Genomic DNA, 12,146 nt, shown 5'->3' on the forward strand with positions numbered 1-12,146 from the left:
TTGCGTATTGTTTGTAGCGATAATGCTTGCGGGCCGCTACAGATGATGCATAACATGTAGCGCAAGATTCCTCACGATCGATCACTAGGAGACCCCCGATGACCGCCAACGCAAGCGCCTCGTCCAGTCCCGACACAACGCCGATTGCCCCGGTACCCCTAAGTACTGCGGCAACGCAGACTCCGGCACGAAATCTGGGCCAGTACACGAAAGAGCATCGATCCCATATCGCACTGATGGACGACTATTATCTGAAAGTCCGTGCACAGGAACAGCTTTATGTTTCCCTGGGCCTCCCGGCTGACGGACTCACCGATTTCCTCGTCACATGGTTTCACGCGTGGGAGCAGCGCTCAGTGACGCTACTGCGCGACTGCTTCGCCGACGAGATGATCTATGCCGACCCGAGCACCGGCGGTCGCGACTGGATCGCCGGTCAAACCGAGTTCGACTTCTACCACCAGGTGTTCAGGGCCTTCCCCGATATGGTCTTCTACCCTCCAAACGACACCATCCAGGCCCTGCCGTACTTCGACTTCCTGGATGGCAATGTACGAATCACGGTGCCGTGGCGACAGATCGGGCGACTGCGCTTCACTCCCCGCGCCGTCGATGTCGTCGGCGTGGACCGCTACAACCTGATCCGTGACCCACAGCGCGGCTGGCTCATCGCCCGCATCGACACCGATTGCGACCTGCTCGGGGTACTCGGACAGCTGATGCCCATCGCCATCCGATTCCCGCGACAACGGACCGTCCAGTTCTTGATGCGAACTGCACAGAGACTCTTTCCCAGTCTGCGCGGACCGCGCGTAACTCCGATGTCACACGAAATATCTTGAGTATCAACCAGTATGAACATTCACAGGAGAGGACGCCCATGACCGCCGCAGCTTCGGCTTGCCCCTGGCCCGATCACGCCGACACACCGGATCCCGCGATACGGACCACTGTCGCCGCCGGTCGTGGGGACATCTTCCGGCTGACACGGTTCCCGCTAGCCACCATGCGCGGAGGTCCGGACCGACGCATCCCCGGGCCAAGAGGGCTGCCTCTTCTCGGCGTGGTACCGCAACTGATCCGAGACCCCTTCACATACCTGCACGATGCCACCAAGAAGTTCGGCGACGTGGTCCGGATTCCGGTGCCCATGTATGACTTCGTCATCGTCAACCATCCGGATCTGGTCAAGCAGATATTTCATGATCGCAGCGGAACCTGGGGAATGCCCACGTATCCACAGTTTCTGCGCAACAAGACTGGTATCGGCCTACCCGGACTGGAAGGCGCCGAGTACACCGAACGGCGCGGTCTCTATACCTCCATGTTCGGCAAGAGGTATCTGGCAACCCTCGCCGACGAGTTTGTCGATGAGATGACCAGCCGCCTCGACGTCTGGGACCGGTTCGCCGCCAGCGGGCAGGAAATCGACCTGGAACATGAAATCGGCATGATCCTACTTCCCGCATTTCTCCGAAACATGTTCTCCATCACGCCAAGTGACGAAGAACTTGCCGTCTACGACCGTGATCTTCGTGAGATTCTGGCGTCGGCAGCATCGGCCACCTGGACCCGGCGCCCGCCCAACATACTGCCCATCCCCGGAGTGCAGAACTTCCCCGGTGCGTTGTTCCGCACCATCAAGAACGTCGCGGGCATTCTCGATCAACGCAAGGCCAGCTCCAACCCGCGCAAAGATCTGCTCCAGTCCATCGTCGATGCGCGGCTGAAGGATGGGAGCCCACTCGACCGCAAGGACATGATTTTCGACTCCATTGGGATCATCGTCGCGGGCTATGACACGGTCACCGCCGTGCTCAGCTGGATGTTCTCACTGTTACCCACCAATCCTTCTGCACAGCAACGCCTTTACGACGAGGTCGACGCGCTCGGAGGTGCCACGCCCACGGCCGACCATTTGCCAGAGCTATCTTGGGCCAAGCAATGTTTTGATGAGGCGCAGCGGTTGCAGGGTCACCCGTTCAACCCGCGCATGGCCAAGGTCGACGGTGACCTTGCGGGATTCCACATCCCCAAAAACACCATGGTCGGGGCCTGCATGACCGCGTTGCACCGCGATCCACGCTGGTGGACCAACCCAGAGACCTTCGACCCCACGCACTTCGACAAGGACCAAGTCACCACCCGGCCCAACACCGCGTTCATCCCCTTCGGTACCGGTACCCATCAATGCGTAGGCATGGCCATGGCGTATCAAAACGGCCAGCTACTCGCGGCGCTCATACTGCAGCGCTACCGAATTCACCTACGCCCGGGTTGGACCCCACGGCATCAGGCCACACAGTCCGTGACCATCAAGGGCGGCGTGCCCGCCACCATCACGCGCCGATAACCACCCAGCCCAAAGCCAACACCGCACCGAGCCGTCTCTCGCAGCTCCAGCACCGACGACCAGGGATAGTGCCGGCCGCAATTACCGCTAATCGGTGGTCGCGACCGGCACCTCTGGCAAGTAGGGCGCCAGCATGAACTCCGCCGTTTCCCGGAGATCACCTTCCGGTGACGACAACATCATCATCACCACTTGACGGGCCAAAGACTCGCCGGCCAGGCGTGGGTCGAGACGCCGCATCTGTCCAACAGCCATTGCGCCTTCAAGGATAGGAATGACCGCTTCACCCGATCGCCGAATCAGCGTGCCCCAGGCGCCCTGAGCGGTGAGCTCGCCAAGTACTTCCGGCTCATCCCTAACCAGCCGACGCACTATCGGAGAGTCATACTGCAGCGAAACCGTCTTGATCACTGCGTCGACAAAGCCATCCGACCATGCTTCCGCAGTCATCAAAGCGGTAATGAGGTCGTCCAGAAATCGGTAGACGACCCGCGCCGCGGTCAACACAAGTGCGTCATTGACCGAGTCCACCTGGCGGTACAACGTACTTCGGGCAACGTTCATCTCGCGCGCGAGGTCAGACATCGACGTACGCAGAATGCCGTATCGACTGACCACCCGCTCAGTCGCATCGATCAAGGGATCTAAGGATTCAGGCGGGCGCTCCAGCGTGTCGAGCCCCGAAATCAGGTGCACGAGGACTGCTATTCGGCTCTGCGAGGGGGAGCCGGCGACGACGGTGCCGTCGTCGCCGGCAGAAGACGAGGCCGGCGCCTGAGTTCCCCGAACCCGGCCACTACTCATACGCCACAGCATAGGCGCTAGATCACTACAAGTGATCCACTAGGTGTAGCGCGCCGAATCCCTCGCATCGCACAGCGGGCATTCCCGATGCCGTCGAATACCACGCCGGGCCGCCACCGGCCCTTAGGCCAGCGCAGAAACCTCTCCCCGACGGGCCGACGCCCGCCGCATCGCGCCCAACGGGTCGGCGAACAACCCGCCCAGGGAGACCACGCCGGCTCCGGCTTCCTGCACCCGGTTACCGAAGGCCGTCACCCGAATATCCCTCTTGGACAACGTAGAGCGATCCAAGAATGCCGTCTCGACATCGTTCATCACCTCGGGATACTCGGTGAAGGCCTGGCCTCCGACAATCACCTCGTCGGGGTTGAGGATGTCGCGCAATAGCGCCACGGACTCGCCCAGCACCCGGCCGCGTTCGGAAAGCAGTTGGCGCGCAGACTCATTGCCGGACCGCGCAGCCTTGTACACCGCACTTACCGTGACACCATCGCCGGCGGGCACGATCCGCAGCTTGCGCGCGGCGGCCAGTACCGCCTCGTCGCTGACCGTGGTCTCCAATTTACCGCTGCCACCCAGCAATTCGGAATCGACAGGCAATGCCGCAATGGTTCCCGGGCCGCTCGACGGGCTGTGTACCCGCCCGTCGATGGCCAGCGCGAAACCGACCGTCTCGCGCGAGTACACGTACAGACTGGTCAACGAGCGGGCCGCGAAACGCCTTAGACCCAAGAGCAGTTCGGCTCCGGCCATGGCGTCCACGTGCGAGGCCACCGATACCGGCAATCCCAATGCATCGGCGAAGACCCGGCCCACGGGGGCCTCGGTCCACCCCAGCCTAGGGTGATCCACCGTTCCGGCCGGCCCGTCAACCACACCACCGGTGGCCACCCCGATCCATAATGGGCGCCGCCGGTGCCAACGCGCCAGGTACCGCTGCGCGCTTCCCGCAAGCGACGCCAGCGCGGCGCCCTGCGGGCCGTTTGGCGTGGGGGTTTCCACCACGTCGAGGGTGCGTCCGAACAGGTCGGTCGCCACGATGCTGGTGGCGCGGGCACCGATGTGAATGCCCAGGGTCAAGAAGGGCTCATGGTTGAGCTCGACCGGCACCCGGGGGCGACCGATGGCACCGGACACCGCGAGGTCGGCACGTTCCCGTAGCAGCCCGGCGTCCAGCAGGGCCGTCACCTGGCGGTTGACGGTGGCGATGGAAAGGCCTGTGACCTGGGCAATTGCGTCACGGGCCACGGGTCCACGCACACGGGCGGCGCGGAATACCGAGGATGCGGCGCTATCGCCGATGTACAGGGCGGGCGGGTGGATCTGGTGGCGGGAAAGCGGGCGGCGAGCCGGAGAAGTCATGAGATGCGTCCTTTTGCGGAGGTCAGCCCAAATAATTGTAGGGCTGGATAGGGCTATTGGCATTGTGAACTGGGGCGATACCACGCCCGAGACGTCAGAAAAGACGTGCAGAAATTAGGCGCAGCGACAGACGCAGCGACAACACAGTTCACGAGCCAGCGGCAGCCGGGAACCAATACCCGCGATCACGAAAGTGACCTGGGGGTCGGCGGCACGCTTGATGGACACAGGCGCAATTTAGCATCCCCACGAGTCAATTTCCTAGTGGCAGCCCAGCACCGGTACCTGACTACAGTGGCGTCCATGACCAATCCCACGTTCGACGGCCGGGTCGCGGTCGTTACCGGCGCCAGCTCCGGAATCGGCGAAGCTACCGCTAAATCACTTGCCGCCCTTGGGTTTCACGTCATAGTCGCGGCAAGGCGGGAGGACCGCGTCAACGCCCTGGCCAAGGAAATCGGGGGCACCGCGGTTGTGCTCGATGTCACCGACGCCGATTCGGTTGCGGCCCTTGCGCAGAGCCTGGACAACGTGGATGTGCTGGTCAACAACGCGGGCGGCGCATGGGGGCTGGAGTCGGTACTAGAGGCCGACCTGGAGCATTGGCGCTGGATGTGGGAGACCAACGTGGTGGGCACCCTGCAGGTCACCCGAGCCCTGCTGCCCAAACTGATTGCCTCCGGCGACGGACTCATCGTCACCGTCACCTCCATCGCCGCGCTCGACGTCTACGACGGCGGAAGCGGATACACGTCGGCCAAGCACGCGCAGGCCGCGCTGCACCGCACCCTGCGCGGTGAGCTTCTCGGAAAGCCGGTGCGGCTCACCGAGGTCGCGCCGGGTGCGGTGGAAACGGAATTCTCGGTCGTGCGATTCGACGGCGACCAAGATCGCGCCGATGCCGTGTACCAGGGCATTACGCCGCTGATCGCCGAGGACATCGCCGAGATCATCGCGTTCGTGGCATCGCGGCCCCCGCACGTCAATCTGGATCAGATCGTCGTCAAGCCGCGGGATCAGGCGTCGTCCACCCGCCGGGCGACGCGCGGGTAAAAGGTCGAGCCCGGGGCTGGGCCTATCGACGCGTGGTCGTCGGCGTACCCGAAAGCGAAGGAGCGCCCGACGGAGTCAACGGGGCGGATGTCGGTGTCCCCGAGAGCGTCGGCGCACCCGACGGAGTCAACGGGACCGTGGTCGGAATGGACGAGGTCGTCGGCGTCGACGTACTGGTGCGTTCCTGCGGGTTCGGCGGAAGCGCCGACATCGACTGCCAAGTCGGCCAGTCCACCACCCAGTCCCACAGATCGCCGTCGGCGTAGGAGAGCTCAATCGAGGTGCCGGTCACCTCGACGGGATCGCCGTACATCGCGGTACGGAAGTAGGACTCGGCATCACCGAGCGATAGGTTGACGCATCCGTTAGTGACGTTGGTACTGCCCTGCTGCCCAACGGTATTCGGGTTGGCATGGATGAATTCGCCATTGTTGGAAATTCGCACCGCAAAGCGCTCGTGCACATTAGAGTAGCCGGCCGCGGGGTTGGACATCCAAAAGTCCTCGTACTTCTCGGTCACCACGTGAATGCCGCTGCGAGTGACGTTGCGCGGCAGGTCACCCTCGCCGTAGCTGCAGGGCAGGTCCAGGATGGTGCCCTCGTCGGTGGTTACCCGAATACGGTGACTCGGAGCATCGGCGTACACAACCTGGCGGCGCCCCACCTGGAACTGCAGAGACATGTCTTCATTACCGAATGCTTTGTCCCCGAACGGAATTCCGTATAGATTGGCCTTAACATCAACCTTGGTGCCGGCCTTGAAGTACTCGCGCGAACGCCAATGCACCCGCGAACCCTGGGCCTCGTCGGGCAGCCAGGCCCAGCCACCTTCGGTGGGCGGATCGCAGGTGATGCTCAACTTCTTCTCCACCGAGGCCTTATCGGCAATATGAGCGTCGAACTGAAGGATCACCGGGGCCGCAATACCCACCGTCTGTCCGTCGGCGAGCTGGAACTGCCCATTGACCTTCGCCGTCGGCACCAAGGTGGTGAATGAGCCAGTAACCGCGACGGCCTTACCGTCCAGGCCAACGACCGAGCCCTTCCAGGTGTACTTCACATCGAACCCGAGGGGCTCGGCGGTGCGGAACCTCGTCTGATCACGGCTGAGTGTCCCGGCGACAACCTTGCCGTCGGCGTTCACCAGATTCACGTCCTGGAACCAACCGTTCGAGACGGTTACGCCGACCGGCGCGGTTGGGTTGACGTCCTTGGCCTTGTCGTCGGGCGTGAAGGTGAGGCTGGGCCCTGGCGCAGGGGGCTCCGCCGGCTGATTCGAGCCGACCGTCGAGCAGGCCGCAGCAACGGCAGGCACCGTCAGGCCCAGAATCGTGAGCGCGCGTCGCCGCGTCAGCGCATCGCCGAGATCTGGCCTGAGGGACTCCACGACAACCTACGATACGGCCCGCGCCGGACAGGTTCGCCCGGGCCAACCAAGATCACTCGACTGATCCCGCGGGGACGTGCTGTTTTGCCCGAATGTGAGATCTAGTAGACGGGGATCTCGAAGATCGCGGAGGGCGCTCCGTACTGCTCGCCCCACCCCGCCCACGCGATGTCACTCGGGCCAACTCGCTTGTCGACGAGGACCCAGCCCTGGCCGTCCTGGTGCATCAGGGCTACGTATTTCTTTGACATACCGCCATTGGCCGCGGCTCCGGCAAAGGGAGTCCCGGTGTAGTCAATTGGGCTGCCATCGGGCTCCTGCATCGCCGACCAGACAAATGCCCAGCCTTCGGCGGCCTTGAGGCTGCGCACATCCAAACGAGCAGGCTTCCCCAGCTGCACCGTCACATCCGCGATCGCGGGTGCCAGGACGGCGATTCCCTCCGACGATGCCGGATCCACTGACGTCGCGCCCGGATCTGCCACGGCGAGCGGCGCGGCGAGCATGCCCACCCACACCAGTAGTGCCAGGAATCCGATCCGCATGCGCGCTCCTTACGTTTTCGCGACACGTGAACGGTAGTCGACCGTACGGTCATTCCATGGCGGCGAATCTCATCTCGGGCTCCTGTGATGCACGGTTCGGCCAGGTGCGCGAGGAGTTCGAACGAAATTTCGTCGAGCGCGGCGAATTGGGCGCCGCGGTCTGCGTGATGGTGGACGGTGAGGTCGTCGTCGAGCTGTGGGGTGGATCCGCCGACGAGGCCGGCACCCCCTGGTCCGCGGCCACCATCGTGCCGGTCTACTCCTGCACCAAGGGCGCCACGGCGCTGTCGGCCCACGTCCTCGCCGACCGAGGCCAGCTGGACTTCGATGCCCCGGTGGCAACCTATTGGCCGGAATTCGCCCAGAACGGCAAGGCGGATATCCCCGTGCGCATGCTGCTCAACCATCAAGCGGGCCTGGCCGCGATACGAGAAACGCTGCCCGACAAGGGGTACGCCGACTGGGACCTGATCGTCGGCCTGCTCGCGGCGCAGGAACCACTGTGGGAACCGGGCACCCGTTCGGGCTATCACGCACTGACCATCGGGCATCTCGTCGGGGAGGTGGTCCGCCGGATTACCGGGCAGACCCTGGGTCAGTACTTCCGCGAGACCGTCGCGGAGCCGCTCGGCGCCGACGTCTGGATCGGCCTACCCGAGGACGAGGAGCATCGCGTCGCGCAGTCCATCGCCGCCGACATCCCGGCCGATCTGGAGCAGCTCCCCGCCTTCTTCCGCACGGCCCTCACCGATCCGACGTCGATCCCCGGAATGATCGTGCTCAACTCCGGTGGCTTCCTGCTCCCGACAGCCACCGCGGAGCGCCAGATCAATACCCGCGAGTTTCATGCCGCCGAAATCCCCGCGGTCAACGGCCTCTCCAACGGTCTCGGGCTAGCCACCATGTACCGCCCCTTGGCGCTCGACGGCAGCGTCGACGGGGTACGCCTCCTCGACAGGGCGCAGATTGTGCAGATGGCGCAGGTGACTTCGGCCTCTGCGATCGACGCAACCATCGGTGTCCCCACGCGCTGGACGCTGGGATTTCACACCGGCATCGACAACCGCGCATTGGGCGCGGGCAGCAGCCTCATTCTGGCGCCGGGCGCATTTGGGCATTGCGGCATGGGTGGATCGGCAGGTTTCGCGGACCCGGGTGCACGAATGTCCTTCGGCTACACCATGACCAAACAGGGCACCGCCATCGTCGTCGACTCCCGAGCGCAGTCTTTGATCAACGCCGCCTATCGCAGCCTGGGGTACCGGGACTGCGGCGGATTCTGGCTTGCACAGGACTAGCCACCGTCGATAACGGTCGTCTCCGCCGGGGTCAGCTGCCGCCCGTCGGCCGCACGTAATTCGAACCGTCGCAGCGGACGAGATGCCTCGCGATCGACGAGAGTGGCGCGCGGCTCCCCTGGGGCGAAACAGAATTCGTCGCTCCACTGCCGCAGCGCAACGAGGACCGGGAACAAGCCTCGCCCCTTATCCGTCAGCTGGTATTCGTGGCGGGCTCCGGCGGGGACCATCTCCAGGATGTCGTTGTCCACCAACGTCCCCAGGCGGGACGCCAAGATGTTCTTCGCGAGCCCGAGACTCTTCTGAAACTCCCCGAACCTGCGGAGTCCGTCGAACGCGTCACGAACGATCAGCAGTGACCAGCCGTCCCCGACCTCACCGAGCGGCCTGGCCAACGTGCAACTCGATTCCGCGTGACCGGCGCGACCTACCATCGTCAACCCCTTCGGTTGCATTATGAAACCATTCGTGGCATCCTCGAATGGTTGCGAAGTGAAACCAATGCTACTCAGGAGCTCGCGTGCTGACCAGACCCGTCATCGTCTTGTTCTCGATTGCCAGCGGGCTCGCGGTAGCGACCATCTACTTTTCTCAACCACTCCTCGACACCATCGGCGATCAATTCGCCTTGCCCACGGCACAAGTCGGCGTCGTGCTCACCGTCACCCAAGTCGGATACGCCGGCGGATTGCTGCTCATCGTGCCCCTCGGCGACGTTATGGACCAGCGCCGGCTCATCATCGGACAGACGCTGCTGTTGGGGGCATCGTTGATTGCCACGGCGATATCGCCGAACGCGTGGACGTTCCTGCTGAGCATCACGATGGTGGGCGCACTCGCAGTGGTGACCCAGGTGATGGTCACCTACACCGCCGCGCATGCCGCGCCGCAGCGGCAGGGATGGGCCGTCGGCATCGTGACCGGCGGAATCATCAGCGGAATCCTGTTGGCACGCACGGTATCCGGCGCACTCACCGACCTACTCGGGTGGCGATCGGTATATGTGGTGGCCGCCGTTGCCACGGTCTTCATGGCCGCGCTACTGGCACGCGCCCTGCCGAAATCCGGTCCTGCCCACAACACGCTGCCCTACCGCCGGCTGCTCGTCTCGACGCTACGACTCCTGCGTGATGAGCCAGTGCTGCGTTCCCGGGCCATCATCGCGATGCTCATCTTCGCCGCCATCACCGTACTGCTGACGCCCATGGTGCTACCTCTGACGTCAGCTCCATATCGTCTGTCGCACACCGAAGTCGGATTGTTCGGCCTGGCCGGAGCCGCGGGCGCGCTGGGCGCGTTCAAAGCCGGGTCGTGGTGCGACAGGGGTCATGCTCGCCGGGTGACCGGCATCGGCCTGACGTTGATGCTGGCCGCCTGGGCATTCGCGGCCACCCTGCCCTGGTCCCTGCTCGGGCTGGCCGTCGCGGTCGTGATCATTGACTTCGGCCTGCAGTCGGTGCATGTGGCGAACCAAAGCCTGATTTACCGCCTGGACACCGAACTCCATGGGCGTCTGACGGCCGCGTACATGACGTTCTATTCCATCGGGAGCGCCACCGGCGCCATCGCATCGACATGGGTGTACTCGGCCCACGGATGGACCGCAGTGTGCCTGCTCGGAGCCACCATCAGCCTTGGCGCACTGGGCTATTGGATCGGAAACAGCACCCGCTCGGGTATGGCGGGCGCACCCCGGCGACGCGCCTCATCAGCAATTACAGCGAGCAGCCCACCAATACCGGCTCAGGGACCAACCGAACCCCGAAGGCGTCCAGCACCCCGTCGCGCACGGTCCGAGCGAGTCTGAGCAATTCGCCGGTGCTTCCGCCCCCGCGATGCGTCAGCGCCAGTGCGTGTTTCGTCGATACCCGCACCGCCGACCGTTCCCCCGGGTAACCCTTGACGAACCCTGCCCGTTCTACCAGCCAGCCCGCTGAGAGCTTCACCCCGTCCTGGGCCGGATACTGCGGCACCGCGACATCAGGCCCCAATCGACCATGCACACGCGCCCGGACGCCATCCAGATCTCTCTGGGCAATAACGGGATTGGTGAAGAATGAGCCAACGCTCCAGGTGTCGTGGTCGGATGCGTCGAGCACCATGCCCTTGCGCCGCCGTAGAACAAGCACCGCCTCACGGACCGCCAGCGCGTCGGTACGGTCCCCTTGCGTCACCCCAAGCTCCTTGGCCAACTCCGGGTAGCGGATCGGCGAGCTGAGCCCGTCGGCGGTCAAGCCGAACTCGACCTCCAACACCACGCGCGCATCGGCGCCCTTGAAAAGGCTTGTGCGATAGCCGAATCCCAACTCCCCGGGCTCATACCAGCGCACCACCCCGGTCGCCCGGTCCAGCACGCGGACGCGTCGCAGCAGCGAGGCGACCTCGACGCCGTAGGCGCCCACGTTCTGCACGGGCGTGGCGCCGGCGGTCCCGGGGATTCCCGAGAGGCATTCCAGTCCACCGAGACCCGCCCGCATCGAGAGCGCCACCACCTCATCCCAATTGGCCCCCGCGTCCGCGCGCAGAATCGGCCCGTCCACCGTGACACCGGCGGAGGCAATGTGCACCACCGCGAGGTCCGGAAGATCGTCGGCCAGCACTACATTCGAGCCACCGGCGAGCAGCAGCGTGGAATGTCCGTCGAGCGCCGCCAATGCGCCCACCACTTGAGCACTGCTGTCGCAGCGAATGAGCGTCGACGCCACCGGCCCCAGCCGCAACGTCGTCAACGCGGCAAGCGGAGCATCGTCGGTCACAACGGCACCGAGGTCCTCGATCTCCGCGCGCGTTGTTCCAGGCAAGCCCACGGGCCGTAACGGTAGCCTTGCCACCCATGGCCCGCTCATTTGACCTGTCAGTGGAGTACTCCGTCGCCGCCGAGCGAGTCCACGCGGCCTTCGCCGACGAGGCCTACTGGAACAAACGACTGGCCGATTCGGGTGCGGACACCGCGACATTGGATTCCTTGACATCCGAGGGCGGCGCCATCGAGATCGTCACCACACAGGTGCTGCGCAGCGACCGGCTGCCCGGCATCGTGTCGCAGTTTCACCGGGGTGACCTGCAGATTGTTCGCACCGAGAAATGGAGCCCGATCGCCGGGGGCGCCTCCGACGGCACCGTGATGGGCTCGATCGCGGGCGCGCCCGTCGCCCTGTCCGGCACGTCCCGGCTACATACCACCGATAAGGGATCGCGGCTGGACCTGAAGATCAGCGTCGAGGTCAAGATCCCGCTGGTCGGTGGCAAGATCGAGGGCTTCGTCGGCGGGAAACTCATGGACCTGTTGTCGGCCGAACAGCGTTTTACCTCGGGGTGGATCGCCAGCCACGGCTAACCTGGAT

General features: G+C 64.3%; 11 protein-coding genes and 1 pseudogene. 6 read left to right on the forward strand and 6 right to left on the reverse strand.

Translation table 11 applies throughout. The features are described 5' to 3' along the window. Nucleotides 1-98: 98 nt before the first annotated feature. Both FZI91_RS05205 and FZI91_RS05210 read left to right on the forward strand, forming a co-directional pair. Nucleotides 99-842 (forward strand): nuclear transport factor 2 family protein, encoded by a 744-nt coding sequence (locus FZI91_RS05205; RefSeq protein ID WP_155937581.1) that lies wholly within the window; start codon nucleotides 99-101, stop codon nucleotides 840-842. Between the two features lie 38 nt (nucleotides 843-880). Beyond that, nucleotides 881-2,353 (forward strand): cytochrome P450, encoded by a 1,473-nt coding sequence (locus FZI91_RS05210; protein WP_155937582.1) that lies wholly within the window; start codon nucleotides 881-883, stop codon nucleotides 2,351-2,353. Between the two features lie 87 nt (nucleotides 2,354-2,440). On the opposite strand, the gene FZI91_RS05215 is transcribed toward FZI91_RS05210, so the two are convergent. After that, nucleotides 2,441-3,157: a TetR/AcrR family transcriptional regulator gene (locus tag FZI91_RS05215; protein WP_162526677.1), complete on the reverse strand. Its 717-nt coding sequence runs from the start codon at nucleotides 3,155-3,157 to the stop codon at nucleotides 2,441-2,443. A 123-nt stretch (nucleotides 3,158-3,280) separates the two neighbouring features. Next, complete coding sequence (locus FZI91_RS05220; protein WP_155937584.1) at nucleotides 3,281-4,519, reverse strand: ROK family transcriptional regulator; 1,239 nt, start codon at nucleotides 4,517-4,519, stop codon at nucleotides 3,281-3,283. A 303-nt stretch (nucleotides 4,520-4,822) separates the two neighbouring features. On the opposite strand from FZI91_RS05220, the gene FZI91_RS05225 reads away from it, so the two are divergent. Beyond that, on the forward strand, nucleotides 4,823-5,572 hold the full coding sequence (locus tag FZI91_RS05225; RefSeq protein ID WP_155937585.1) for an SDR family NAD(P)-dependent oxidoreductase: 750 nt from the start codon (nucleotides 4,823-4,825) through the stop codon (nucleotides 5,570-5,572). 22 nt (nucleotides 5,573-5,594) lie between these two features. On the opposite strand, the gene FZI91_RS05230 is transcribed toward FZI91_RS05225, so the two are convergent. Together FZI91_RS05230 and FZI91_RS05235 are read right to left on the reverse strand one after the other, a co-directional pair. After that, nucleotides 5,595-6,959 (reverse strand): Ig-like domain-containing protein, encoded by a 1,365-nt coding sequence (locus FZI91_RS05230; protein WP_162526676.1) that lies wholly within the window; start codon nucleotides 6,957-6,959, stop codon nucleotides 5,595-5,597. Nucleotides 6,960-7,060: 101 nt separating this feature from the next. Next, on the reverse strand, nucleotides 7,061-7,504 hold the full coding sequence (locus FZI91_RS05235; protein WP_155937586.1) for a hypothetical protein: 444 nt from the start codon (nucleotides 7,502-7,504) through the stop codon (nucleotides 7,061-7,063). 56 nt (nucleotides 7,505-7,560) lie between these two features. On the opposite strand from FZI91_RS05235, the gene FZI91_RS05240 reads away from it, so the two are divergent. Next, nucleotides 7,561-8,802, forward strand: coding sequence for a serine hydrolase domain-containing protein (locus FZI91_RS05240; protein ID WP_155937587.1), 1,242 nt, complete (start codon nucleotides 7,561-7,563; stop codon nucleotides 8,800-8,802). On the opposite strand, the gene FZI91_RS05245 is transcribed toward FZI91_RS05240, so the two are convergent. Next, a complete protein-coding gene (locus tag FZI91_RS05245; RefSeq protein WP_155937588.1) occupies nucleotides 8,799-9,236 on the reverse strand; it encodes a helix-turn-helix domain-containing protein in 438 nt (145 codons plus the stop codon). The two genes, FZI91_RS05240 and FZI91_RS05245, sit on opposite strands and share 4 nt — an antisense overlap. Before the next feature lie 86 nt (nucleotides 9,237-9,322). Here FZI91_RS05245 and FZI91_RS05250 point away from each other — a divergent pair. Then, nucleotides 9,323-10,610, forward strand: a pseudogene (locus FZI91_RS05250) (MFS transporter); the annotation flags it as partial. On the opposite strand, the gene FZI91_RS05255 reads toward FZI91_RS05250, so the two are convergent. Next, complete coding sequence (locus FZI91_RS05255; protein WP_162526674.1) at nucleotides 10,518-11,609, reverse strand: UDP-N-acetylmuramate dehydrogenase; 1,092 nt, start codon at nucleotides 11,607-11,609, stop codon at nucleotides 10,518-10,520. The pseudogene FZI91_RS05250 and the gene FZI91_RS05255 sit on opposite strands and share 93 nt — an antisense overlap. 26 nt (nucleotides 11,610-11,635) lie before the next feature. On the opposite strand from FZI91_RS05255, the gene FZI91_RS05260 reads away from it, so the two are divergent. Further along, on the forward strand, nucleotides 11,636-12,139 hold the full coding sequence (locus tag FZI91_RS05260; RefSeq protein ID WP_155937590.1) for a DUF2505 domain-containing protein: 504 nt from the start codon (nucleotides 11,636-11,638) through the stop codon (nucleotides 12,137-12,139). Nucleotides 12,140-12,146 lie beyond the last annotated feature (7 nt).

Origin of the sequence: Mycobacteroides sp. CBMA 271, assembly GCF_009729205.1 — a bacterium.
Lineage (GTDB): Bacteria > Actinomycetota > Actinomycetes > Mycobacteriales > Mycobacteriaceae > Mycobacterium.

Excerpts from the sequence above, each read along its gene's own strand:
- FZI91_RS05205 (WP_155937581.1), top strand. The coding sequence starts at position 99 with ATGACCGCCAACGCAAGCGCCTCGTCCAGTCCCGACACAACGCCGATT.
- FZI91_RS05210 (WP_155937582.1), top strand. The coding sequence starts at position 881 with ATGACCGCCGCAGCTTCGGCTTGCCCCTGGCCCGATCACGCCGACACA.
- FZI91_RS05215 (WP_162526677.1), bottom strand. The coding sequence starts at position 3,157 with ATGAGTAGTGGCCGGGTTCGGGGAACTCAGGCGCCGGCCTCGTCTTCT.
- FZI91_RS05220 (WP_155937584.1), bottom strand. The coding sequence starts at position 4,519 with ATGACTTCTCCGGCTCGCCGCCCGCTTTCCCGCCACCAGATCCACCCG.
- FZI91_RS05225 (WP_155937585.1), top strand. The coding sequence starts at position 4,823 with ATGACCAATCCCACGTTCGACGGCCGGGTCGCGGTCGTTACCGGCGCC.
- FZI91_RS05235 (WP_155937586.1), bottom strand. The coding sequence starts at position 7,504 with ATGCGGATCGGATTCCTGGCACTACTGGTGTGGGTGGGCATGCTCGCC.
- FZI91_RS05240 (WP_155937587.1), top strand. The coding sequence starts at position 7,561 with ATGGCGGCGAATCTCATCTCGGGCTCCTGTGATGCACGGTTCGGCCAG.
- FZI91_RS05245 (WP_155937588.1), bottom strand. The coding sequence starts at position 9,236 with ATGGTAGGTCGCGCCGGTCACGCGGAATCGAGTTGCACGTTGGCCAGG.
- FZI91_RS05260 (WP_155937590.1), top strand. The coding sequence starts at position 11,636 with ATGGCCCGCTCATTTGACCTGTCAGTGGAGTACTCCGTCGCCGCCGAG.